This is a genomic window from Massilia timonae CCUG 45783 (assembly GCF_000315425.1).
In the GTDB taxonomy this organism is placed as follows: Bacteria; Pseudomonadota; Gammaproteobacteria; order Burkholderiales; family Burkholderiaceae_D; genus Telluria; species Telluria timonae.
This window is the reverse complement of record NZ_JH992924.1, coordinates 38,346-60,594: the sequence shown is the minus strand read 5'-3', so window position 1 is coordinate 60,594 and position 22,249 is coordinate 38,346. Positions and strand designations below refer to the sequence as shown.

General features: G+C 65.2%; 21 protein-coding genes and 1 pseudogene. 6 read left to right on the top strand and 16 right to left on the bottom strand.

Translation table 11 applies throughout. From position 1 onward, the window contains the following. Both mreC and HMPREF9710_RS15370 read right to left on the bottom strand, forming a co-directional pair. On the bottom strand, nucleotides 1–951 hold a 951-nt coding region (gene mreC / locus HMPREF9710_RS15375; RefSeq protein ID WP_005667821.1), incomplete at its 3' end, for a rod shape-determining protein MreC. A gap of 100 nt (nucleotides 952–1,051) precedes the next feature. Beyond that, entirely contained in the window at nucleotides 1,052–2,095 is a 1,044-nt protein-coding gene (locus HMPREF9710_RS15370; RefSeq protein ID WP_005667820.1) for a rod shape-determining protein, read from the bottom strand. A 314-nt stretch (nucleotides 2,096–2,409) separates the two neighbouring features. On the opposite strand from HMPREF9710_RS15370, the gene gatC reads away from it, so the two are divergent. Genes gatC through gatB form a run of 3 tightly spaced genes read left to right on the top strand, consistent with a single transcriptional unit; the run spans nucleotide 2,410 to nucleotide 5,725 of the window. Beyond that, nucleotides 2,410–2,709: an Asp-tRNA(Asn)/Glu-tRNA(Gln) amidotransferase subunit GatC gene (gene gatC / locus HMPREF9710_RS15365; protein WP_005667818.1), complete on the top strand. Its 300-nt coding sequence runs from the start codon at nucleotides 2,410–2,412 to the stop codon at nucleotides 2,707–2,709. Nucleotides 2,710–2,744: 35 nt separating this feature from the next. Then, a complete protein-coding gene (gene gatA, locus HMPREF9710_RS15360; protein WP_005667817.1) occupies nucleotides 2,745–4,232 on the top strand; it encodes an Asp-tRNA(Asn)/Glu-tRNA(Gln) amidotransferase subunit GatA in 1,488 nt (495 codons plus the stop codon). Between the two features lie 32 nt (nucleotides 4,233–4,264). After that, on the top strand, nucleotides 4,265–5,725 hold the full coding sequence (gene gatB / locus HMPREF9710_RS15355; RefSeq protein ID WP_005667815.1) for an Asp-tRNA(Asn)/Glu-tRNA(Gln) amidotransferase subunit GatB: 1,461 nt from the start codon (nucleotides 4,265–4,267) through the stop codon (nucleotides 5,723–5,725). 95 nt (nucleotides 5,726–5,820) lie between these two features. On the opposite strand, the gene pyrE is transcribed toward gatB, so the two are convergent. Both pyrE and HMPREF9710_RS15345 read right to left on the bottom strand, forming a co-directional pair. Next, a complete protein-coding gene (gene pyrE / locus HMPREF9710_RS15350; RefSeq protein ID WP_005667813.1) occupies nucleotides 5,821–6,483 on the bottom strand; it encodes an orotate phosphoribosyltransferase in 663 nt (220 codons plus the stop codon). A gap of 33 nt (nucleotides 6,484–6,516) precedes the next feature. After that, entirely contained in the window at nucleotides 6,517–8,463 is a 1,947-nt protein-coding gene (locus tag HMPREF9710_RS15345; protein WP_005667812.1) for a hybrid sensor histidine kinase/response regulator, read from the bottom strand. Between the two features lie 218 nt (nucleotides 8,464–8,681). Between HMPREF9710_RS15345 and HMPREF9710_RS15340 the strand changes: the two genes are divergently transcribed. Beyond that, a complete protein-coding gene (locus HMPREF9710_RS15340; protein WP_005667810.1) occupies nucleotides 8,682–9,452 on the top strand; it encodes an exodeoxyribonuclease III in 771 nt (256 codons plus the stop codon). Between the two features lies 1 nt (nucleotide 9,453). Here the strand turns inward: HMPREF9710_RS15340 and HMPREF9710_RS15335 are convergent, their stop codons facing one another. The 8 genes from HMPREF9710_RS15335 to gshB all read right to left on the bottom strand — a co-directional run bounded on the left by HMPREF9710_RS15335 (nucleotide 9,454) and on the right by gshB (nucleotide 16,744). Then, nucleotides 9,454–10,392: a pseudouridine synthase gene (locus tag HMPREF9710_RS15335; RefSeq protein ID WP_005667809.1), complete on the bottom strand. Its 939-nt coding sequence runs from the start codon at nucleotides 10,390–10,392 to the stop codon at nucleotides 9,454–9,456. Nucleotides 10,393–10,399: 7 nt separating this feature from the next. Beyond that, nucleotides 10,400–11,284 carry a M48 family metallopeptidase gene (locus tag HMPREF9710_RS15330; protein ID WP_005667807.1) on the bottom strand — a complete coding sequence of 295 codons (885 nt, stop codon included), beginning with the start codon at nucleotides 11,282–11,284 and terminating at the stop codon, nucleotides 10,400–10,402. Nucleotides 11,285–11,422: 138 nt separating this feature from the next. Next, nucleotides 11,423–12,040, bottom strand: coding sequence for a methionine biosynthesis protein MetW (metW, locus tag HMPREF9710_RS15325; RefSeq protein WP_005667805.1), 618 nt, complete (start codon nucleotides 12,038–12,040; stop codon nucleotides 11,423–11,425). Beyond that, nucleotides 12,037–13,173, bottom strand: coding sequence for a homoserine O-succinyltransferase MetX (metX, locus tag HMPREF9710_RS15320; protein ID WP_081589939.1), 1,137 nt, complete (start codon nucleotides 13,171–13,173; stop codon nucleotides 12,037–12,039). Before metX ends, metW begins: the two co-directional genes overlap by 4 nt. Before the next feature lie 73 nt (nucleotides 13,174–13,246). After that, nucleotides 13,247–15,016: a phosphoenolpyruvate--protein phosphotransferase gene (ptsP, locus tag HMPREF9710_RS15315; protein ID WP_005667802.1), complete on the bottom strand. Its 1,770-nt coding sequence runs from the start codon at nucleotides 15,014–15,016 to the stop codon at nucleotides 13,247–13,249. A gap of 38 nt (nucleotides 15,017–15,054) precedes the next feature. After that, the gene (locus HMPREF9710_RS15310) at nucleotides 15,055–15,324 is read right to left on the bottom strand and encodes an HPr family phosphocarrier protein (RefSeq protein ID WP_005667800.1); all 270 of its coding nucleotides are present in this window, start codon (nucleotides 15,322–15,324) and stop codon (nucleotides 15,055–15,057) included. Nucleotides 15,325–15,393: 69 nt separating this feature from the next. Further along, nucleotides 15,394–15,795: a PTS sugar transporter subunit IIA gene (locus HMPREF9710_RS15305; RefSeq protein WP_005667799.1), complete on the bottom strand. Its 402-nt coding sequence runs from the start codon at nucleotides 15,793–15,795 to the stop codon at nucleotides 15,394–15,396. A 4-nt stretch (nucleotides 15,796–15,799) separates the two neighbouring features. Beyond that, on the bottom strand, nucleotides 15,800–16,744 hold the full coding sequence (gene gshB / locus HMPREF9710_RS15300) for a glutathione synthase (RefSeq protein WP_005667797.1): 945 nt from the start codon (nucleotides 16,742–16,744) through the stop codon (nucleotides 15,800–15,802). 181 nt (nucleotides 16,745–16,925) lie between these two features. Here gshB and HMPREF9710_RS15295 point away from each other — a divergent pair, with 181 nt between their 5' ends. Further along, nucleotides 16,926–17,639 (top strand): class I SAM-dependent methyltransferase, encoded by a 714-nt coding sequence (locus tag HMPREF9710_RS15295; protein ID WP_005667796.1) that lies wholly within the window; start codon nucleotides 16,926–16,928, stop codon nucleotides 17,637–17,639. Nucleotides 17,640–17,700: 61 nt separating this feature from the next. On the opposite strand, the gene gshA is transcribed toward HMPREF9710_RS15295, so the two are convergent. The 4 genes from gshA to HMPREF9710_RS15275 all read right to left on the bottom strand — a co-directional run bounded on the left by gshA (nucleotide 17,701) and on the right by HMPREF9710_RS15275 (nucleotide 21,654). Beyond that, a complete protein-coding gene (gshA, locus tag HMPREF9710_RS15290) occupies nucleotides 17,701–19,002 on the bottom strand; it encodes a glutamate--cysteine ligase (protein ID WP_005667794.1) in 1,302 nt (433 codons plus the stop codon). A gap of 144 nt (nucleotides 19,003–19,146) precedes the next feature. After that, nucleotides 19,147–20,547, bottom strand: a complete 1,401-nt coding sequence (gene amt / locus HMPREF9710_RS15285; protein ID WP_005667792.1) for an ammonium transporter — start codon at nucleotides 20,545–20,547, stop codon at nucleotides 19,147–19,149. Nucleotides 20,548–20,561: 14 nt separating this feature from the next. Then, nucleotides 20,562–20,900 carry a P-II family nitrogen regulator gene (glnK, locus tag HMPREF9710_RS15280; RefSeq protein WP_005667790.1) on the bottom strand — a complete coding sequence of 113 codons (339 nt, stop codon included), beginning with the start codon at nucleotides 20,898–20,900 and terminating at the stop codon, nucleotides 20,562–20,564. A 19-nt stretch (nucleotides 20,901–20,919) separates the two neighbouring features. After that, nucleotides 20,920–21,654 (bottom strand): TorF family putative porin, encoded by a 735-nt coding sequence (locus HMPREF9710_RS15275; protein WP_005667789.1) that lies wholly within the window; start codon nucleotides 21,652–21,654, stop codon nucleotides 20,920–20,922. Nucleotides 21,655–21,905: 251 nt separating this feature from the next. Here HMPREF9710_RS15275 and HMPREF9710_RS28595 point away from each other — a divergent pair. Next, nucleotides 21,906–22,133, top strand: a pseudogene (locus HMPREF9710_RS28595) (accessory factor UbiK family protein); the annotation flags it as partial. Nucleotides 22,134–22,249: the final 116 nt, after the last annotated feature.

The following is a 22,249-nucleotide window of genomic DNA, read 5'->3' as shown; positions in this document are numbered from 1 at the left end:
GGGCGCGCCGGCCGCCGGCAGCGGCGCGGCCGGCAGCGGCGGCGTCGGCACCGCCGGCATCTTCGGCATATTGCGCCGGCTGCCGCTGTACGGCGCTTCCGGCGCCGGGCGCGGCGGCAAGGGATTGTGCGACATGATCACCAGCACCTGGCGATTGCGGTCGATGCCGGCCAGCGGCTGGCCGACCACGCGGCCGAACGAGCCGGCCGCCTTCTCGACCTGGGTCACGCGCGCCACCGCCAGGCCGGCCGGATACATCCCGTCCAGCCCCGACGTCACCAGCACGTCGCCGACCTGGATGTCGGCGTCCTGGGCCACGAAGCGCAGGTCGAGCAGGCCCGTATTGCCGCGGCCATAGACGATGCTGCGCAAGCCGCTGCGCAGCACCTGCACCGGAATGGCCTGGTCCTTGTCGGTCAGCAGCGTGACTTCGGAGGTGAACGGAAACACGCGGGTGACCTGGCCGACCACGCCGGCGTGGTCGATCACCGGCAGGCCGAGCGACACGGCGTCGCGCGAGCCGCGGTTGATCACGATGCGGCGGGTGGACGGGTCGCGCGCGTCGTACAGGATCTCGGCCATCTGCGACTGCACCGGCAACTGCTGCTTGCCTTCCATCAGGCGCCGCAGGTGCGCGTTCTCGGCCATCTGGAACTGGGCCTGCTGCAGCAACTGGGCGCGCGCCAGCTCCTGGTGCTTGAGGGCCTGCACTTCCTTCTGCAAGGTCGACAGCGACGAGAAATAATCGCCCATATTGGCCAGCGCCTCGCGCGGCATCAGGGCCGCCATCTGCATCGGATAGAGCACGGTGGCGGCCACCTGGCGCACGCCGGACAGCAATCCCATGCGGGCGTCGACGAACAGCAATACGATGGCGATCAAGGCGCACACCATGGCCTTGACTCGTGCCGGGGCGCCTTGCTTGAACAGCGGCGGAGGACTGTATTCCATGACGTCCGTTGGTGATAACGCGGGCGGTCAATACCAAGGCGGGCAGATGCGCGCAGCTTGTGACCGCACGCCCTGCCCGCCCCGGTTGATCACGCGCGTCTTATTCGTACGAGAAGATCGAACCAAGCTTGTCCATGCGCTCGAGGGCCATGCCCGAGCCGCGCACCACGCAGGTCAGCGGATCTTCGGCGGCCAGCACCGGCAGGCCGGTTTCTTCCATCAGGAGACGGTCGAGGTCGCGCAGCAGCGCGCCGCCGCCGGTCAGCATCATGCCTTTTTCGGCGATGTCGGCGCCCAGTTCCGGCGGCGCCTGTTCCAGCGCGTTCTTCACGGCCGACACGATCTGGTTCAGCGGATCGGTGAGGGCTTCCAGGATCTCGTTGCTCGAGATGGTGAACGAGCGCGGTATGCCTTCCGACAGGTTGCGGCCCTTGACTTCCATTTCCTTGACTTCCGAGCCAGGGAACGCCGAGCCGATCGCCTTCTTGATCGCTTCGGCGGTCTGTTCGCCGATCAGCATGCCGTAGTTGCGGCGGATGTAGTTGACGATGGCTTCGTCGAACTTGTCGCCGCCGACGCGCACCGAGCCCTTGTAGACCATGCCGCCCAGCGAGATGATGCCCACTTCGGTGGTGCCGCCGCCGATGTCGACCACCATCGAGCCGGTCGCTTCCGAGACCGGCAGGCCGGCGCCGATCGCGGCCGCCATCGGCTCTTCGATCAGGTACACCTGCGAGGCGCCCGCTCCAAGAGCCGATTCGCGGATCGCGCGGCGCTCGACCTGGGTCGAGCCGCACGGCACGCAGATGATGATGCGCGGCGACGGACGGAAGAATTTCGAGTCGTGCACCATGCGGATGAACTGCTTGAGCATCTGCTCGGTGACGGTGAAGTCGGCGATCACGCCATCCTTCATGGGGCGGATCGCTTCGATATTGCCGGGCACCTTGCCCAGCATCTGCTTGGCTTCCTTGCCGACTGCCTGGATGGTCTTCTTGCCGTTCGGGCCACCTTCCTGGCGGATCGCGACCACCGACGGCTCGTCCAGGACGATGCCCAGGCCGCGGACGTAGATCAGCGTGTTGGCGGTGCCGAGGTCGATCGCCAGGTCATTCGAGAAGTAGCTGCGTAAAAAACCAAACATGGGTGTCCTGATGCGCATCAATGTGCGCCTAAACATTGATCGGGGATTCTGTGCCGCACCTGCCTCGCATGGGCACCGCGGACTTCGCATGCGCGGGCGCCGGGCTTTCGGCACGACAACGCATTAGCCCGCCATTCTACCTTATAATTTGTCGTTTACATGCTGAATACGGGTGGTTTTCCCCACCGAATTGCAAGCGATTTGAGCGGTGTTTGCAGGGTTTTATCGCCTTTAAGAAGCCGTTCGCTGACAACTTGCTAACTTTCATTATTCGCCGAATCACTTTTTGCGCGCTGATGGCGTGCCATATAGCCATGTCCCTGACCCTTTCCGACGTAAAACGCATCGCCAACCTGGCCCAGCTCGACATGGACGACGCCCATGCCGAGACCGCGCTGGCCGAGCTGAACGGCATCTTCGCGCTGGCCGAGCAGATGCAGGCGGTCGACACCACCGGCGTGGCGCCGCTGGCCCAGCCGCTATCGGCCATCCTGGCCCTGCCGCTGCGCCTGCGCGACGATGCGGTCACCGAAGAGAACCGCCGCGAAGACTACCAGGCGCCGGCGCCGAAGGCCCAGGATGGCCTGTACCTGGTGCCGAAGGTCATCGAGTAAACCGCCCAGAAAATCGCTAAAGAATCGACACGCACATGCATAACAAGACCATCAAGGAGCTGTCCGCGCTCCTGCACTCGAAACAGGTGTCCGCGACCGAGCTGGCGCGCCACTACCTCGGCCGCATCGACGCGAGCGGGCACAACGCCTTCCTGCACGTGGACCACGAACTGACGCTGGCCCAGGCCGCGGCCGCCGACGCCCGCTTCGCGCAAGGCACGGCCGGCCCGCTGACCGGCGTGCCGATCGCGCACAAGGACATCTTCGTCACCCGCGGCTGGCGCACCACGGCCGGCTCGAAGATGCTGGACGGTTACGTCAGCCCGTTCGACGCGACCGTCGTCGACCGCTTCAACGCGGCCGGCATGGTTACCCTGGGCAAGGTCAACCTGGACGAATTCGCGATGGGCTCGGCCAACGAGAACTCGGCCTATGGCGCGGTGAAGAACCCGTGGGACGCAGCAGCCGTGCCGGGCGGCTCGTCGGGCGGCTCGGCCGCGGCGATCGCCGCGCGCCTGGCGCCGGCCGCCACCGCGACCGACACCGGCGGCTCGATCCGCCAGCCGGCCGCCTTCTGCGGCGTCACCGGCATCAAGCCGACCTATGGCCGCGTGTCGCGCTTCGGCATGATCGCCTTCGCCTCGTCGCTGGACCAGGGCGGCCCGATCGCCCAGACCGCCGAGGACTGCGCGCTGCTGCTCAACGAAATGATCGGCTTCGACGAGCGCGATTCGACCAGCCTCACGGTCGAACAGGGCAACGTCCGCGAAGACTATACGCGCGACCTGAACAAGCCGCTGGCCGGCCTGCGCATCGGCGTGCCTTCGGAATACTTCGGCGAAGGCCTGGCCAGCGACGTCGAAGGCGCGGTGCGGGCGGCGCTCGAGCAGTTCGTGAAACTGGGCGCGGTGCTGGTCGACATCTCGCTGCCGAAAACGGCGCTGTCGATTCCGACCTACTACATCATCGCGCCGGCGGAAGCCTCGTCGAACCTGTCGCGCTTCGACGGCGTGCGCTACGGCCACCGCGCCGCGGAGTACAAGGACTTGCAGGACATGTACCGCAAAACCCGCGCCGAAGGCTTCGGCAGCGAAGTGAAACGCCGCATCATGGTCGGCACCTATGTGCTGTGCCACGGCTACTACGACGCCTATTACGTGCAGGCGCAAAAGATCCGGCGCCTGATCGCGGACGACTTCCAGGCTGCGTTCGCGGACAAATGCGACGTGATCATGGGGCCGGTGGCGCCGACGGTGGCCTGGGACCTGGGCTCGAAGACCAATGACCCGGTGGCGAACTACCTGGCCGACATCTTCACGCTGTCGACCAGCCTGGCCGGCCTGCCCGGCATGTCGATCCCCTGCGGTTTCGGAGATGGCAAGGAAGGCAGTGAAGCGAACGGCAAGCGCCCGGTGGGCCTGCAAATCATCGGCAACTACTTCGCCGAGGCGAAACTGCTGAACATCGCGCACCAGTACCAGCAGGCGACCGACTGGCACAAGCGCACGCCCGAAGGCGTGTGATCCGCGACGCTACTGAACAAAGAGAGAACACTATGCAATGGGAAGTCGTCATCGGTCTTGAGAACCACGTCCAGCTCACGACCCAATCGAAAATCTTCAGCGGCAGCTCGATCCGCTTCGGCGCCGAGCCGAACACGCAAGCGAGCCCGGTCGACCTGGCGCTGCCGGGCGTGCTGCCGGTGCTGAACCGCGGCGCGGTCGAGCGCGCGATCCGCTTCGGCCTGGCGGTCGGCGCAAAAATCGCGCCGCAGTCGGTCTTCGCGCGCAAGAACTACTTTTATCCCGACCTGCCGAAGGGTTACCAGATCAGCCAGTTCGAGGATCCGGTGGTCCAGGGCGGCACCATCAGCTTCGCCTATGAAAAAGACGGCAAGCTGGAGACCAAGACCGTCAATCTGACCCGCGCCCACCTCGAGGAAGACGCCGGCAAGTCGCTGCACGAAGACTATGCCGGCATGAGCGGCATCGACCTGAATCGCGCCGGCACGCCGCTGCTCGAGATCGTGTCCGAGCCCGAGATGCGCAGCGCCGCCGAGGCGGTGGCGTATGCCAAGGCCCTGCACTCGCTGGTGATGTGGCTGGGCGTCTGCGACGGCAATATGCAGGAGGGTTCGTTCCGCTGCGACGTCAACGTCTCTGTGCGCCCCGTCGGCCAGAAGGAATTCGGCACCCGCTGCGAGATCAAGAACCTGAACTCGTTCCGCTTCATGGAAGAGGCGATCCACTACGAGGTGCGGCGCCAGATCGAGCTGATCGAGGACGGCGGCAAGGTGATCCAGGCGACGCGCCTGTGGGACCCGGACCGCAAGGAGACGCGCTCGATGCGCACCAAGGAAGACGCCCAGGATTACCGCTACTTCCCCGACCCCGACCTGCCTCCCCTGGTGATCGGCCAGGACTGGATCGACCGCGTGAAGGCCGGGATGCCGGAGCTGCCGGGCGCCCTGCGCGCGCGCTTCACGGGCGAGTATGGCCTGCCGGAGTACGACAGCCTGGTCCTGACCTCGTCGAAGGCGATGGCGGGCTACTACGAAGCCGTGGTGGCCAAGGCCGGCAAGGAAAACGCCAAGGCGGCCGCCAACTGGATGATGGGCGACGTCTCGTCGACCCTGAACCGCGAAGGCGTGGACATCGGCGACGCGCCGGTGAGCGCGGCGCAACTGGCGCTGCTGCTCAAGCGCATCGCCGACGGCACGATCTCGAACAAGGCGGGCAAGGAAGTCTTCGCCGCGATGTGGGAAGCCAAATCGGACGACGAAAACCTGGCCGACACCGTGATCGACCAGAAGGGCCTGAAGCAGATCTCGGACACGGGCGCGCTGGAAGCGATCGTCGACGAAGTCCTGGCCGCCAACGCCAAGTCGGTCGAGCAATACCGCGCCGGCAAGGAAGCCGCCATCAACGCCCTGATCGGCCAGACGATGAAGGCGTCGAAGGGCAAGGCGAACCCGGCCCAGGTGACCGAACTGCTGAAACAAAAACTCGCCGGCTAACCCTCAGCCATCGACAATGAGGGTCAGCGTCGCATTATTGAGCAGTTTCCCGGAACTGCCAGTAATGCGACGCTGACCCTCATTGTTTTCACATGTTAGATACCGTAGCGGGTGCGGTATGCGGCGACGGCGTCCTTGTGCTGGGACAGGCGCGCGTCCTGGGTGTGGGTGTCGAGGTAGGTGAACAGGTCTTCGAGGTTGGCGATCGAGATCACGGGGATGTTGAACTCGCGCGCGACTTCCTGCACTGCCGACAGTTCGGACAGCGCGTCGTCCTTCCCCGAACGCTCCATGCGGTCCAGCGCGATCAGTACGGCGGCCGGTTCGGCGCCGGCGGCGCGGATCATCGTCACCGATTCGCGCACCGAGGTGCCGGCCGAGATCACGTCGTCGATGATCACCACTTTACCCTGCAGCTTGGCGCCGACGATGGTGCCGCCCTCGCCGTGATCCTTCGCTTCCTTGCGGTTGTAGGCGAACGAGGTGTCGCGGCCCTTCGCGGCCAGGGCCACGGCGGTGGCGCTGGCCAGGGTGATGCCCTTGTAGGCAGGGCCGAACAGCATGTCGAATTCGACGCCCGAATCGAGCAGGGTCTGGGCGTAGAACTGGGCGAGCTTGCCCAGCGTGGCGCCGTCGTGGAACAGGCCGGCGTTGAAGAAGTACGGCGACAGGCGGCCGGCCTTGGTCGTGAATTGGCCGAACTTCAATACCTCGGCCTCGACCGAAAACCCGATGAATTGCTGGCGCAGATCGCTCATGTACTCTCTCCCTGAATGTCGAAAGCGGCTATTTTAATCCGTCGCGGCGTCGGCCGCGACCACCCGCGCCACCTCGTCCGGATTGACCGGCTTGACCAGGTGGCGCTCGAAGCCGGCCGCCTCGCTCCTCGCATGGTCGGCCGCCAGCCCGTAGCCGCTCAGCGCCACCAGGCGGCAGCCCGCCCCGCCGGGCAGCGCGCGGATGCGCGCGGCGAGCTGGTAGCCGTCCAGCACCGGCAGGCCGATGTCGAGCAAGGCGACCGTGGGCCTGAAGCGCTCCAGCGCCGCCAGCGCGCCGACCGGATCGTGGTACACCTCGACCGCGTGGCCGTGCGCACGCAGCAGGCGGCCCAGGGTATCGGCGCCGTCGGCATTGTCGTCCACCAGCAGCACGCGCTGCGAGGCGACGCCCGCCATCGGAGCCGGCGCCTGGGCTACGCTGCTTAGCGGCAGGCGCACCACGAATTCGCTGCCCAGGCCGCGTCCCTCGCTGTGCGCATGGACGCTGCCGCCGTGCAGCTCGACGATGTTCTTCACCAGCGCCAGCCCGATCCCGAGTCCGCCTTCGGCGCGGTCGATGCTGCGCTTGCCCTGGAAGAACAGCTCGAACACCTGTTCGCGCACCTCGGGCGCGAGGCCGATGCCGGTGTCGCGCACGCTGATCTCGACCGCTTCAAGCCCGTCGCGCAGTACGCGCAGTACGCGCAGCCACAGCTGGCCACCCGGCTCGGTATAGCGCGCCGCATTGGTCAGCAGGTTCGACACCACCTGCGCCAATCGCACCGGATCGCCTTCCCACGCCAGGCCGGGTTCGAGTTCGACTTCGAGGCGGTGGCGGCGCTGCTCGATCAGCAGGCTTGCCATCTCGACCGCCTTGTCGACCACCCGCGCCAGTTCGACCCGCTCGACCTTGAGCTCGATCTTGCCGCGCGTGACGCGCGAGACGTCGAGCAGGTCGTCCACCAGCCGCACCAGATGGTCCACCTGGCGCTGGATGATCTCGCCCTCGCGGCCGTGCGCGCCGTCGCCGCGCATGCGCATCAGCTGCAACGCGATGACGATCGGCGACAGGGGATTACGCAGCTCATGGCCCAGCATGGCCAGGAACTCGTCCTTGGCCCGGCTGGCCGCGCTCAACTCCACCAGCAACTGTTCGCGCTCGCGATGAGCGCGCTCGATCGCCTGGCGGCTGCGCACGTGGTCGGTCACCTCGACCGCGACCAGGATCACGCCGTCCGGCCGCCCGTCCACGCCCGTCAGCGGCTCCAGGCTGAACTTGAAATAGCGCTCTTCCAGCTGGCCCTGGGAGTCGAGGCGGCCCAGGGCCAGTTCTTCCGCGTGATACGGCTCGCCGGTGGCGAACACGTGGGCGATGCGCTCGGCCACGCCGCTGCCGGACAGGCGCGGGAAAGCCTCGCCGAAGGTGCGTCCAACCAGTTCATTGGAGCCGACCAGTTCGCAATAGCGGCGATTGACGAGGTGGAAGCGCAGCTCGGGCCCCATCAGGAGGGCCGCCGCCACCGGCGCATTGAGCAGCATGGCGTCGCGCTGGGCCAGCGCCACGTCGCGCTCGTGCCGCTCGGTGGCGTCGCGCGTGAAGCAGCGCGTGTAGCGCAGCCGGCCGTCCTCGAAATGCCCGTTGGAGTGGATCAGCACATGCTTGATCGAGCCATCCTTGCAGCGCAGCCGCGCCGGCTGGTCGTACAGCACCCCGCCCGACAGCAGGGTCGTCAGGATGTAGTCGATCGTGGCCGGATCGGCGTGGAAGTCGGCGATGTGGCGGCCGACGTATTCGTCCCACTCATAGCCGAGCAGCTGCAGTTCGGCGCGGTTGGCCCACAGGATGGTGCCGTCCGGGCCGACCCGGTGCAGGCCTTCGACGGCATTCTCCACAAAGTCGGCCAGCTCGGCGTTCGATGCGGCGGGCAGGCAAACGCCGGAATCGACGATGCCCGCGAGTAGCGGTTTGTCAGTGTTCATGGACTTGGGAAGGAGGCAATGCAACGTCAGGAAGTTGACGCGGCGTACGACGCAGGAGAATGCCTAGTGTAACAGATCGTTGCCCTTCATCACGGCATCTACTGCATATCCGCAACAGTCGGCAGGCATGACGGACGGTTCAAAAACGCGCTACACTGTCCCGCTTGTTGCCGGGTGGCCATTAAACCCGCTGATCCATTACCAGTCTTATCATCACCATGCCACGAATTATTTCTGCGAACCTGAACGGCATCCGTTCCGCCCACAAGAAGGGCTTCTTCGAATGGCTCGCCACGCAGGATGCCGACTATATCTGCGTCCAGGAGCTCAAGGCCCAGGAAGCCGACATGACCGAGGATTTCCTGCGCCCGCACGGCTACCATGGCCACTTCCACTACGCCGAGAAGAAGGGCTATTCGGGCACCGGCGTCTACAGCCGCACCGCCCCGGACAAGCACCGCATCGGCTTCGGCTGCGTCGAGTTCGACGCCGAGGGCCGCTATACGCGCTGCGACTTCGGCGACCTGACCGTGATCTCGCTGTATGCGCCGTCGGGCTCCTCGTCGCCCGAGCGTCAGCTGGCCAAGTTCCGCTTCATGGAAGTGTTCCTGCCGCACCTGCAGGAGCTGCAGGCCGAGGGCCGCGAAATCGTGATCTGCGGCGACTGGAACATCGCGCATAAAGAGATCGACCTCAAGAACTGGAAGGGCAACCTGAAGAATTCGGGCTTCCTGCCCGAGGAGCGCGCCTGGATGACGCGCATCTTCGACGAACTGGGCCTGGTCGACGTGCACCGCGGCCTGGACCCGCGTCCCGAGCAGTACACCTGGTGGAGCAACCGCGGGCAGGCCTATGCCAAGAACGTGGGCTGGCGCATCGACTACCATGTCGCCACCCCGGGCCTCGCCAAGTGCGCCAAGGCCGTCTCGGTCTACAAGGACGTCAAGTTCTCCGACCACGCTCCCTTGATCATCGATTACGAGCGCTGATTCAGGGCCAATCCAGGCTGAAATCGCTGCAGAAGCTGCGCGGCTGGCCGCTCAAGGGATCGTCGAAGGCGATCGAGCGCGCCAGCAGCTGCAGCGGCGACCTGAAATCGTCGCCCTTGCACGGCAGCGCGACCGGATAGAAGGCGTCGTTCACGATCGGCGCGCCGAGGCGCGACAGGTGCAGCCGCAGCTGGTGCTTGCGGCCCGTGTGCGGATGCAGGCGATAACGCGCCAGGTTTCCTCGCCGCTCGATCAGCTCGATCAGCGTCTCCGAATTCGGCTCGCCCTCCACCTCTTCGCTCACAAAAAACTGCTCCGCATCCTGCATGCGGCTGCGGTAGGTGAAGGGGAATTCTCGTCCCGCCATCATCGGCGCCAGCGCCTCATAGGTCTTCTTCACCACCCGCTTCTGGAACATCGATTGATACGCCCCGCGCGAGTCGGGATTGTGCGAGAAGATCACCACGCCCGCCGTCTCGCGGTCGAGCCGGTGGATCGGCACCAGGTGCGGCAGGTCGTGGGCGCGCTTCAGGCGCACCAGCAGCGTCTCTTTCAGGAAGCGCCCGGTCGGGATGGTCGGCAGGAAGTGCGGCTTGTCGGCCACCAGGATGTGCTGGTCCCGGAACAGCACTTGTTCGTGGAACGGGATCGGCGTCTCGGCCTGTTCCAGCTCGCGGTAATACCAGATGCGCATGCCCTGGCGCACGTGGCTGTCGGGGCCCAGGGCAGCGCCTTTCGCATCGACGATCTCGCCGCGCGCCAGGCGCGCGGCCCAGGCTTCGCGGCTCACGTCCGGATACCGCTCGGCGAGAAAACGCAGCATGCCCCCGGCGCGGGTCTCGGTCAGCCACAGGTAGCTGGGCGAGACGCCGTCGCGGATCGGCAGCGGCACGTAAGCGTTGGCTTCGGCCTGCCGGCCCTTGACGACTACACGGCCCATCGAACCATCATTTGAGGGCGGTGCTCTGGTAGGCCGGGAGCCTGGCGACGCTCGTGTTCTTGGCGCGCGCGTACAACGGCAGCAGCACGTTCATGTGCGCTTCCATGTCCTTGATGCGGGTTTCGCCGCCCGGGTGGGTCGAGAAGATCTCGAGCGGCGCGCTCTGGTTCAGCGCCGCCATCTTGCGCCACAGCGCGATGCCGGCGCGCGGGTCGTAGCCGGCGCGCGACGAGATGTCCAGGCCCACCAGGTCGGCCTCGCGCTCTTCGTCGCGCGAGAATTTCAATACCAGGAACTGGCCGGCATAATTGGCGGCGGTGCCCGTCAGGTTGGGGTCGACGCCGAAGATCCCCGACAGCAGCGCGCCGCCGACGCGGGCGCCGAGCGCGGTGACATTGGTCTTGACCAGGCGCTCGCGCCCGTGTTCGCGCAGCGCGTGCGCGATCTCGTGGCCCATCACGGCCGCCACTTCGTCGTCGGTCAGGTTCAGCTGATTGATGATGCCGGTATAGAAGCCGATACGGCCGCCCGGCATGCAGAAGGCGTTCACCTGGTCGGACTTGAACAGGTTGACCTGCCATTCCCACTTGCTCGCGGCCGGATTCCAGCGCGTGGTCTGCGGGATGATGCGCTGGGCGATCACGCGCAGGCGCTTGAGCTGGGGGTCGCCTTCCGGCGCCAGCACGCCCTTCTGCTTGGCCTCGCCCACCATTTCGGTGTACTGCTGGCGCGCGGCCTCGTTGACCTGTTCTTCCGGCGCCAGCACGCGCATGCGCGACAGCGGCTTGACCGCGATGCCGTCCTGGACCACCTGGCTGTTGTCCTGGGCAAGGCCCAGGCTGGTGGCGCTCATCAGGGTGAGGCAAAGGGCAAGGCGTTTCAGTTTTATCATCTCGTCACCGACAGGCTGTTGTTAGCAGCGCTATCCTCTCAGAAATTATTCAAAACGGGCAACACGCCCGCGCAGGATTGGCGAGGATCATCGCGTATCCGCCGCGTTCGCTCAAGCCGCCAACGCACATAAGACGTATCAAGTTGCTGGCGTTATTTTCTTGCGCAGACGAAACACTGCCAGGCTGCCGCGCAGGTTGGGCAGGAATTTGACGACCTCGCCGTCGGCCAGCGCCACGCACTCCAGCACTTCGAGGCCGCACGACACCGCCAGTTCCTGGAAATCGTAGATCGTTGCATAGCGCACGTTGGGCGTGTCATACCATTTATAGGGCAGCGAGCGCGACATCGGCATGCGGCCCTTGAGCAGCGCCAGGCGGTGCGGCCAGTGGGCGAAGTTGGGAAACGAGACGATGGCTTCGGTCCCCACCCGCACGATGTCGCGCAGCAGCGCCTCGACGTGCTGCATCATCTGCAGCGAGTTCAGGCACAGCACGGTGTCGAAGGTATTGTCGCCGAACAGGCCCAATCCCTTCTCCATGTCGTGCTGGATCACGTTGATGCCGCGCGCGGTGCTTTCCAACACCTTGTCGTCGGCGATCTCGATGCCGTAGCCGCTGCAGCGCTTGCCGGACTCCAGGTAGCGCAGCATGGCGCCGTCGCCGCAGCCGACGTCCAGCACGTGGGCGCCCTCGCCCACCCAGTGCGCGATGAAGGCCAGGTCGGGCCGCAGCGTGTTCAGGTCGTTGAAATTCATGCGACCTCCAGCGCAATGCGGTTGACATAGGCGCGCACCACGTTCATGTAGCGCGCGTCTTCGAGCAGGAAGGCGTCGTGACCGTGCGGCGCGTCGATCTCGGCATAGCTGACGCGGCGCCGGTTCGAAATCAGGGCCTCGACGATCTCGCGGCTGCGCTCGGGCGAGAAGCGCCAGTCGGTGGTGAACGAGGCGACCAGGAACTGGGCTTTCGTGCCGGCCAGCGCCTTCGTCAGGTCGCCGCCATGCTCGCGCGCCGGGTCGAAGTAGTCGAGCGCCTTGGTGATCAACAAATAGGTGTTGGCGTCGAAGTATTCCGAAAACTTGTCGCCCTGGTAGCGCAGATAGGATTCGATCTCGAAGTCGATGCCGAAGTCGAAGTTGTAGTCATTGGTTTCGGCCGCGTTGCGCAGCTTGCGCCCGAATTTTTCCGCCATGTCGTCGTTTGACAAATACGTGATGTGGCCGATCATGCGCGCCACCTTGAGGCCGTTCTTCGGCACCACGCCATGCTCGTAGAAGTCGCCGCCGCGGTAGTCCGGGTCGGTCAGGATGGCCTGGCGCGCGACGTCGTTGAAGGCGATGTTCTGGGCCGACAGCTTGGGCGTCGAGGCGATCACGATGCAGTGGCGCAGGCGTTCGGGGAACATGATGCTCCACGACAGGGCCTGCATGCCGCCCAGCGAGCCGCCCATCACGGCGGCGAATTGTTCGATGCCGAGGCGATCGGCCAGGCGCGCCTGGGCCGCCACCCAGTCTTCCACCGTCACCAGCGGGAAGGCGGCGCCATACGGCTTGCCGGTGGCGGGATTGACGTGCATCGGGCCGGTCGAGCCGAAGCAGGATCCGAGGTTGTTGATGCCGATGACGAAGAAGCGGTCGGTGTCGACCGGCTTGCCCGGTCCGACCATATTGTCCCACCAGCCGGCGCTTTTCGGCGTGGCGTAGTGGCCGGCCACGTGGTGCGAGGCGTTCAGCGCGTGGCAGATCAGCACCGCGTTCGACTTGTCGGCGTTGAGCGTGCCATAGGTTTCATACATCAGCGTGTAGTCGCCGAGCTGGGCGCCGCTTTGCAACAGCAAGGGCTCGGCGAAATGCATCGCCTGCGGTGTGACTATTCCAAGAGATCCCATGGAGGTATTCAAAAGTGTTGGGTGGTGCGGTGGTGGTGCTCGCGACGGCCGGGGCCTGGCCGTCGCCACAACGTCAGAGGGCTTGCAGCTGCTCGACCGCGCTGGCGATCTCGCCCGGCTCGATCGCGCGCAGGATGCGCCGGGTACGGGTGGTGACCGCGCCCAGGTCGGTGTTCAAGATTTCTTGTTTCACCGCCAGCAGCTGCGCCGGATGCATCGAGAATTCGCGCAAGCCCATGCCCAGCAACAGGCGGGTGAGCTTGACGTCGCCGGCCATCTCGCCGCATACCGCCACGTCCAGACCGGCCTTGTGGCCGGTGGCGATGGTCGAGGCGATCAGCTGCAATACGGCCGGGTGCAGCGGATTATACAGGTGCGCCACCTCGTAATCGACCCGGTCGATCGCCAGCAGATACTGGATGAGGTCATTCGTGCCGATCGACAGGAAATCCATGCGCCGCACGAACAGCGGCAGCGCCAGCGCCGCGGCCGGGATCTCGATCATGGCGCCGACCTCGATGCCCTCGTCGAATTTGATGTTTTCAAGACGCAGCTCGGCCTTGGCCTGTTCGATCATGTTCAGGGTCTGGTCGATCTCGAAGGCATGCGCCAGCATCGGGATCAGGATCCTCACCTTGCCGAAGGCGGACGCCCTCAGGATGGCCCGCAGCTGGGTCAGGAACATCTGCGGCTCGGCCAGGCAGTAGCGGATCGCGCGCAGGCCCAGCGCCGGATTGAGCGCGGTCTGATCGGTCTGGTCGAGCGGCTTGTCGGCGCCGACGTCGAGCGTGCGGATCGTCACCGGCCGGCCCTTCATCGCCAGCACCGCCTTGCGGTACTGCTCGAACTGTTCGTCCTCGCCCGGAATCTGCAGGCCCTGCGGGCCGCGGCCCATGAACAGGAATTCGGAGCGGAACAGGCCGACGCCGTTGGCGCCCGCTTCGAGCGCGGCCGGGCAATCGTCGGGCAGCTCGATATTGGCCAGGAGCGTGATAGCGGTGCCGTCCTGGGTGACGGCCGGGGTCTTCTTGAGCTTGAGCAGGCGTTTGCGCGCCTTGGCCAGCGCCGTCTGGCGCTCGCGGTACTGCTCCAGCACCAGCTGGCTCGGATTGCAGATCACCACGCCGGCGTCGCCGTCGACGATCACCCAGTCATCCTGCTCGACCAGGCGCGAGGCCTGGTCCATACCCACCACGGCCGGGATGTCGAGGCTGCGCGCGACGATCGCGGTGTGCGAGTTCTGGCCGCCGACGTCGGTGACGAAGCCGATGAAGGTGCGCGGTCCGCCGTCGCGGTCGCGGAAGGCCAGCATGTCGGCCGGCGAGATGTCGTGCGCCACCACGATCATCTGCGGCGGCGGCTGGTCGTCGTCGATCACGATCGGCGGCACGTTCAGCGCGGTGCCGGTCAAGACCTTCAGTACCCGCTCGGCCACCTGCTGGATGTCGTGCTTGCGCTCGCGCAGGTATTCGTCCTCGATCTCGTCGAACTGGGCCGACAGGTCGTCGATCTGGGTCACCAGCGCCCATTCGGCGTTGTAGTGGCGCGCGCGGATGATATCGAGCGGCGCTTCCGACACCATCGGATCGGACAGGATCAGGGCGTGGACGTCGATGAAGGCGCCCAGCTCGGTGGGGGCGTCCTTGGGCAGGTCGGTCCACAGTTCCTGCAGGTTGCGGTGCACGGCGGCGATCGCGTCCTGCAGGCGGCGCACTTCGTTTTCCACCTGGTCGTCGGCGACCAGGTAGTGCTTGACGTCGAGCGCGGCCGGGGTGAGCAGGTGGGCGCGGCCGATCGCGATCCCGCGCGAGACCGGTATGCCATGGAGAAGGAAGGAGGCCATGCTGACGTCTCCTGAACGAGATGCCGCTTCACGCGGCATTACTCGCCTTCGCCGAACTTGTCGTTGACCAGGGCGGACAGGGCCGCGACCGCGGCTTCCTCGTCCTTGCCGTCGGCTTCCAGGGTCACCTTGGCGCCCTTGCCGGCGGCCAGCATCATGACGCCCATGATCGACTTGGCGTTGATGCGGCGGCCGTTGCGGGTGAGCCAGACGTCGCTCTGGTACTTGGCGGCCAGCTGCGTGAATTTGGCGGATGCGCGGGCATGCAGGCCCAGCTTGTTGATGATCTCGAGTTCTTGTTGAATCATATTCGCTTTATCGTTGTACTTGTCGAATCGCGCCCCTCGGCGCCTGCACCGCTACCGCTACGGCTATCCCTACCCCACCCGAATCCGGTTATCCACCCGCACCGCGCCGTTCTGGGCGCCCGCCAGCGCCATCTCGACCACGACGTCGAGCGTGTCGCGCCGATACGTGATCGCCCGCAGCAGCATCGGCAGGCTGATGCCGGCGATGACTTCCACGTGGCCGGCGTCGGCCAGCGAGTTGCAGCAATTGGACGGCGTGCCGCCCTTGACGTCGGTGATCACCAGCACACCGTCGCCTTCGTCGAGGCGCGCGATCGCCTCGCGCGCCAGGCCGTTGACTTCGCCGATATCCTGGTCGGCGGCCACGTCGATCGCCTCGAAGCGCTCGGTCGGGCCGCGGAACACGTGCGCCACCGCCGCGATGAATGCCTGGCCCAGCGGCGCGTGGGTCAGGAGCAGGATGCCTACCATGATGTTATTCGTTCACCTTTTGTTCGACCGCGTCGATGAACATCGCGGCCACGTCGAATCCGGCCTGGTCGTGGATCTCCTGGAAACAGGTCGGGCTGGTCACGTTGACTTCGGTGAGGAAGTCGCCGATCACGTCTAATCCTACCAGCAACAGGCCGCGCTCGGCCAGCACCGGGCCCAGGGCCTCGGCGATCTCGCGCTCGCGCGGGCTGATCGGCTGGGCCACGCCCAGGCCGCCGGCGGCCAGGTTGCCGCGCACTTCGCCGCCTTGCGGGATGCGCGCCAGCACGAAGGGCACCGGCTTGCCGCCGATGACCAGCACGCGCTTGTCGCCCTTCTCGATGGCCGGAATGAACTTCTGGGCCATGATGGTGTTGCGGCCATTGTCGGTGAGGGTCTCGATGATCGACCCCAGGTTCAGGCCATCGCTCTTGACGCGGAAGATGCCGGCGCCGCCCATGCCGTCGAGCGGCTTGAAGATCACGTCGCCGTGTTTCGCGTGGAAGGCGCGCAGGCGCGCCGCATCCGAGGTGACGATGGTCGGCGAGGTGTGTTCGCTGAACTGGCCGATGGCCAGCTTCTCGTTGTGGTCGCGGATCGCGCGCGGGCTGTTGACCACGCGTGCGCCCTGGCGCTCGGCCAGTTCCAGCAGATAGGTGCCGTACACGTATTCCATGTCGAACGGCGGATCCTTGCGCTCGATGATGGCGTCGAATTCGGACAGCTCGACGTCGGCGGCCGGGTCAAGGCGGTACCACTCGTCGGCGTCGCCGGTGAGATGGATCTGCGCCACGCGCGCGCTGACGACGCCTTCTTCGAGCACCATGTCGCGCTGCTCGAAGTGGTAGATGGCATGGCCGCGCCGGGCCGCCTCGCGCATCATGGCGAAGGTCGAATCCTTGTAGATCTTGAATCCGGACAGAGGGTCGGCGAGAAAGGCGATTTTCATGGGGCTTCCATTCGGGGTAATGCTCTGATTTTAGCCCGAATTGCGGAAACTCGCGGCCGAGGCCCCGGGCCAACCCCATCCATTCACACTTGAAGGTGCACTGCTGCAATTTGTCGGGTATCACGCCGCGCGACTGAGACACCTCAATCGGATCGCGGCGATCAGGGTGGAGCATGGAGGCATGGATACCCAACCAAGCCAACAGGCCGAGCAGGAGCGCATCGAAGATGTCTACCGCAACTGGCATGGCGGCGCCGCGCTGGCGCGCTACGCCTGGCACCGGCCCGAGATCCTGCAGCAGGTGGCGGCGCGTTCGCGCGGCTTTGCCGACCTGCTCTCCAACACGGTTGGCTCTGATCTATCGAGCGTGCAAGTGCTGGACGTCGGCTGCGGCACCGGCGGTTTCCTGCGCCAGATGATCGACTGGGGCGCCACGCCGGCCAAGCTTACCGGCACCGAGCTGCAAAAAGACCGGCTCGACCATGCGCGGCGCTGCACCGCCCACGGCGTACGCTGGCACCTGGGCACGCTCGACGCGCTGCCGCAGGCCGGCTACGACCTCGTCACGGCGCAAACGGTGTTTTCCTCGGTGCTCGATCCCGTCCTGCGGCGCGAGCTGGCCGCCCAGATGTGGCGCATGCTGCGCCCGGGCGGCTGGTGCCTCGTGTTCGATTTCCGCTACGACAACCCACGCAACCGCAACGTGCACAAGGTCACCCGCGCCGAGCTGCAAGCGTGGTGGCCGGGCACAGAGCAGCGCTATCGCAGCCTGGTGCTGGCGCCGCCGATCCACCGGCTGCTGGCGGTGGCGCCCTACATGGTGTCCGAGTTGCTGACGGCGCTGGCGCCGGTGCTGCGCTCGCATTTCATGTACGTGGTGCGCAAGGAAGAATGAGGACCAGCCGGGGAGCCCGTCAGTCAAGAACGGGCGGCAGCGGCCGCCCTCCCCGCTACCGTCAATAGACTTCCGGATTCGGATCCGTGCGTTCCATTTCCAGCGACGCCGCCAGCATGCCCAGTCGCGCCACCACGCCATACACATAGAAGCGGTTCGGCGCCGCCGTGCCCGGCTTGGCCTTCAGGTCCGGCACCGCATGCTGCTGGGCGAAGGCCAGCGGCACGTATTGCGAGCCCGGCGAGTTCAGGTTCTGGTCGATGCCGCGCTCGGCGTGCACGCGATAGAAGCCGCCCACCACGTAGCGGTCGATCATGTACACCACCGGCTCGGCCACGGCGTCGTCGATCGATTCGAAGGTGGGCACGCCTTCCTGGATGATCAGGTCGGTCACTGCCACGCCATCCTTGATCACCGACATGCGCGCGCGCTGGGCCGGGGTCAGGTCGCGCACTTCGCTCGCATCCTTGATGGTCATCACGCCCATGCCGTAGGTGCCGGCGTCGGGCTTCAGGATCACGAAGGGCTTGCGCTCCTTCATGCCGTATTCCTTGTATTTCTTCTTGATCTTCGAGAACAGCGCCGAGACGTTGTCGGCCAGGGCCTCGGTGCCGATGTTCTCGCGCAGGTCGACTTCGCCGCACTTGCTGTGCAGCGGATTGACCAGCCACGGATCGATGTCGATCAGCTTGCCGAACTTCTTGGCCACCTCGTCGAACGCCTTCAGGTGGTTGCTCTTGCGGCGCAGCGCCCAGCCGGCGTGCAGCGGCGGCAGCAGCGACTGCTCGTGCACGTTCTCGAGGATGGCCGGAATGCCGCCCGACAGATCGTTGTTGAGCAGGATGGTGCAGGGATCGAAATCGGCCAGGCCGACGCGGCGGCCGTTGGGCGAACGCACCAGCGGCTCGACCACCAGCATATTGCCGTCAGGAAGGGCCAACGGGGTCGGTTCGGTGACGTCCGGCGAGAACGAGCCCAGGCGCACGTGCAGCCCGGTCTGGCGGAAGATCTGCATCAGGCGCGCCACGTTCTGCAAGTACATCGGATTGCGCGTATGCGTCTCGGGCACCAGGATCAGGTTGCGTGCGTCCGGGCAATATTTGTCGATCGCGGCCATGGCGGCTTGCACCGTCAGCGGCAGCATTTCGGTCGGCAGGTTGTTGAAGCCGCCCGGGAACAGGTTGGTGTCGACCGGCGCCAGCTTGTACCCGGCGTTGCGCAGGTCGACCGAGCAATAGAACGGCGGCGTATGCTCCTGCCACTCGAGCCGGAACCAGCGCTCGATGGCGGGGGTGGCTTCGAGGATTTTCTTTTCCAGGTCCAGCAGAGGACCGGTCTGGGCTGTGGCGAGGTGCGGAACCATGTAGAGGACGTCCTTGTTATGCGCTTCTTGTTGTTTACTTAATCGGGTATCTCATATGGGGGTGCCTGGCCCTTTTTAAAGAGGTGTTGCCAAGAACGCAAAAAAGGCGCCCGCAGGCGCCTTTCTGACCGATATCCGGGGATATCAGTAACGGTACGCCGATTCGCCGTGGCTGGTGATGTCCAGGCCTTCGCGCTCTTCGTCTTCAGGCACGCGCAGGCCGATCACGATGTCGACCAGCTTGAAGGCGATGAAGGCGACGATGGCCGACCAGGCGATGGTCACGACCACGCCGTGCGCCTGCACCAGCACCTGGCTACCGATCGAATAGCTGGTGTTCATGGCATTGGTGGTGTAATCCCACACGCCCTGGCCACCCAGCGACGGCGCCGCGAACACGCCGGTCAGCAGCGCGCCCAGGATGCCGCCCACGCCGTGCACGCCGAACACGTCGAGCGAATCGTCGGCGCGCAGCATGCGCTTCAGGCCGGTCACGCCCCACAGGCAGATGATACCAGCCAGCAGGCCCATGACCAAGGCGCCCATCGGCCCCACGAAACCGGCGCCCGGGGTGATCGCCACCAGGCCCGAGATGGCGCCCGAGGCGGCGCCCAGCATCGATGGCTTGCGCTTGAAGATCCACTCGCCGGCCGCCCACGAGACGGTGGCGGCGGCGGTCGCCAGCAGGGTGTTGATGAAGGCCAGCGCCGCGATGTCGCCCGCTTCGAGCGCCGAACCGGCGTTGAAGCCGAACCAGCCGACCCACAGCAGCGAAGCGCCGACCATCGTCATCGGCAGCGAGTGCGGGGCCATCGATTCCTTGCCGTAGCCGACGCGCTTGCCGATCACGTAGGCGCCGACCAGGCCGGCGACCGCGGAATTGATGTGCACCACGGTGCCGCCCGCGAAGTCGAGCGCGCCCTGCTGCCACAGGTAGCCGGCGCCGGCGGTGACGGTGGCCAGCGAGGCGGCGTCGGTAATCGCGTCAGGGCCGGCCCAGAACCAGACCATGTGCGCCATCGGCAGGTAGGCGAACGTGAACCAGATCACCACGAAGGCCAGCACCGCCGCGAAGCGCGCGCGCTCGGCGAAGGAACCGACGATCAGCGCGCAGGTGATGGCGGCGAAGGTGCCCTGGAAGGCGACGAAGATGAACTCGGGGATCATCACCTCCTTGGTGAAGGTGGCGCCCATCGAGAACGTGCCGGCGACCGGGTCCCAGATGCCTTGCAGGAAGGCACGGTCGAAGCCGCCGATGAAGGCGTTGTTGCCGGTGAAGGCCAGCGAGTAGCCGTACAGGCACCACAGCACGATGATCAGCGAAAACACCATCATGACCTGCATCAGGACCGACAACATGTTCTTGGCGCGTACCATGCCGCCGTAGAACAGCGCCAGGCCCGGGATCACCATCATGATCACCAGCAGCGTGGCGACGAACATCCAGGCGGTATCCCCCTTGTTGATGGACGGCGCCGCCATGGCCGGGAGGGCCAGGCCCAGGCCCAGCATGGCGGTCAGGATTTTTGTAGTTATCTGCTTCATGAACACTTTCCTTCTTACAGTGCGTCGTTGCCGGTCTCGCCGGTGCGGATACGGATGACCTGGTTCAGGTCGGCCACGAAGATCTTGCCGTCACCGATCTTGCCGGTGCGGGCGGCGCCCTGGATCGCGTCGATCACCTGGTCGACGACGGCATCGTCGACGGCAGCTTCGATCTTGATCTTGGGCAGGAAGTCGACGACGTACTCGGCGCCACGGTACAGCTCGGTGTGACCCTTCTGGCGACCGAAACCCTTCACTTCGGTCACCGTCATGCCTTGTACGTTGATTTCCGACAGCGCTTCACGCACCTCGTCGAGCTTGAAGGGCTTGATGATGGCGGTAATCATTTTCATGGTATTGCCTCTTTTGCTATCAAAAAGTTTTTGACACGGACAGCACGGCGGCTGACTTGCCCAGGTTCTTGCCTTCCGGACTCAGGTAGGCATCGGTATTCGCCTTGTGCCAGGCCAGGGCCACGGTGGCGACCCCGAAGTCCTTCGTCACGCCGACCTTGTAGTCGGTGTACGACGCCGGGCTGTTGTTCTTCACGCGCTGGCGGCCAACGTGCAGGTTCAGCAGGAAGCCGTTGCCGACGTCGATGTCGGCGCCCACGTCCAGGTAACCGCTGCGCTTGCTGTCGGCGGTGCCGAACAGATTGGTCGTCGAGTGCGAATACTTGACATACGCGGGCCCGAAGCCGAGCTTGCCGTAAATTTCAAACGTATTTGCGTTCGGATCCAGGCTGTTATCCGGATACCAGTAATACAGGCCGCCGACGTCGTAGCTGACCTCGTCGGTCAACTGGCCACGCTTGCCGGCATACACATCCCATTCAATATTGCCGTCGCCACCCAGGTCTTTCGTCCACTTGATGGTGGAGAGCCAGGTGCCTACGTAAAAGCCGGTTGGGCTGTGCACGTAGTCGACGCCGCCGGACAGCGCGGGGTCGGAATCGGTTTGCGACAGGCCGCGGTAACGGTAGTCGCTGGTGAGGGCCACGTTGTAGCTCACCTGATGTTCGGCGGGTTGTTCCTGTGCCATGGCCGGGACGCTGGTGAAAGCCAGAATCGCCAGACTGATTGCGTTGATTTTTGCATTGCACTTCATGACAAACCCCCTTTGACAGTTACTGCGTTTGGAATCCTTTTTTCATGCGTTATTCCTCTTTCATTTAGCAGGATGTGTGCCAGCTCATAAAAGCGAGCAAAATGGCCTTGTTTTTTTGGTAAACACGCCCCACATACGATTTGCTTCAATACAACCGAGCGCGAGCGGCGTCCGCCGTGTTGCGTGACGCACCAAATCAGGCTCGTTTGCACCGACTTGGTGCATACAACCCGGCAGAAAGGGATAGGGACATGAACAACAGCAACTTCTTCAGCGACTTGCAGGGCAAGATCAACCAGGCACTCGAAAGTGGTCCGGCCAAGGACATCGAGCGCAACGTCAAGGCCGCGATGACCTCGGGCTTCGCCAAGCTCGACCTGGTAACGCGCGAGGAATTCGACATCCAGGCCCAGGTGCTGGCCAAGACCCGCGCCAAGCTCGAAGCGCTCGAGCTGCGCGTGATCGAGCTCGAAGCCCGCCTCGCTTCCGGCGCCGCCACCTCGGCATCGTCCACGTCGACCACCCCGCCGCCAGGCGCGGCGCCGTCGGCCACCGCGCCGTTCCCGGCCCAGCCCGAAGATCCGACGATCGTGCT

Bases quoted from the DNA above. Each gene is read 5' to 3' on its own strand.
- HMPREF9710_RS15305 (WP_005667799.1), bottom strand. From the start codon at position 15,795: ATGGTAGGCATCCTGCTCCTGACCCACGCGCCGCTGGGCCAGGCATTC.
- HMPREF9710_RS15370 (WP_005667820.1), bottom strand. From the start codon at position 2,095: ATGTTTGGTTTTTTACGCAGCTACTTCTCGAATGACCTGGCGATCGAC.
- gshA (WP_005667794.1), bottom strand. From the start codon at position 19,002: ATGGTTCCGCACCTCGCCACAGCCCAGACCGGTCCTCTGCTGGACCTG.
- HMPREF9710_RS15275 (WP_005667789.1), bottom strand. From the start codon at position 21,654: ATGAAGTGCAATGCAAAAATCAACGCAATCAGTCTGGCGATTCTGGCT.
- metX (WP_081589939.1), bottom strand. From the start codon at position 13,173: ATGGGATCTCTTGGAATAGTCACACCGCAGGCGATGCATTTCGCCGAG.
- HMPREF9710_RS15340 (WP_005667810.1), top strand. From the start codon at position 8,682: ATGCCACGAATTATTTCTGCGAACCTGAACGGCATCCGTTCCGCCCAC.
- HMPREF9710_RS15330 (WP_005667807.1), bottom strand. From the start codon at position 11,284: ATGATAAAACTGAAACGCCTTGCCCTTTGCCTCACCCTGATGAGCGCC.
- metW (WP_005667805.1), bottom strand. From the start codon at position 12,040: ATGAATTTCAACGACCTGAACACGCTGCGGCCCGACCTGGCCTTCATC.
- HMPREF9710_RS15335 (WP_005667809.1), bottom strand. From the start codon at position 10,392: ATGGGCCGTGTAGTCGTCAAGGGCCGGCAGGCCGAAGCCAACGCTTAC.
- gatC (WP_005667818.1), top strand. From the start codon at position 2,410: ATGTCCCTGACCCTTTCCGACGTAAAACGCATCGCCAACCTGGCCCAG.
- gatB (WP_005667815.1), top strand. From the start codon at position 4,265: ATGCAATGGGAAGTCGTCATCGGTCTTGAGAACCACGTCCAGCTCACG.
- gatA (WP_005667817.1), top strand. From the start codon at position 2,745: ATGCATAACAAGACCATCAAGGAGCTGTCCGCGCTCCTGCACTCGAAA.
- HMPREF9710_RS15310 (WP_005667800.1), bottom strand. From the start codon at position 15,324: ATGATTCAACAAGAACTCGAGATCATCAACAAGCTGGGCCTGCATGCC.
- HMPREF9710_RS15295 (WP_005667796.1), top strand. From the start codon at position 16,926: ATGGATACCCAACCAAGCCAACAGGCCGAGCAGGAGCGCATCGAAGAT.
- HMPREF9710_RS15345 (WP_005667812.1), bottom strand. From the start codon at position 8,463: ATGAACACTGACAAACCGCTACTCGCGGGCATCGTCGATTCCGGCGTT.
- amt (WP_005667792.1), bottom strand. From the start codon at position 20,547: ATGAAGCAGATAACTACAAAAATCCTGACCGCCATGCTGGGCCTGGGC.
- gshB (WP_005667797.1), bottom strand. From the start codon at position 16,744: ATGAAAATCGCCTTTCTCGCCGACCCTCTGTCCGGATTCAAGATCTAC.
- pyrE (WP_005667813.1), bottom strand. From the start codon at position 6,483: ATGAGCGATCTGCGCCAGCAATTCATCGGGTTTTCGGTCGAGGCCGAG.
- ptsP (WP_005667802.1), bottom strand. From the start codon at position 15,016: ATGGCCTCCTTCCTTCTCCATGGCATACCGGTCTCGCGCGGGATCGCG.
- glnK (WP_005667790.1), bottom strand. From the start codon at position 20,900: ATGAAAATGATTACCGCCATCATCAAGCCCTTCAAGCTCGACGAGGTG.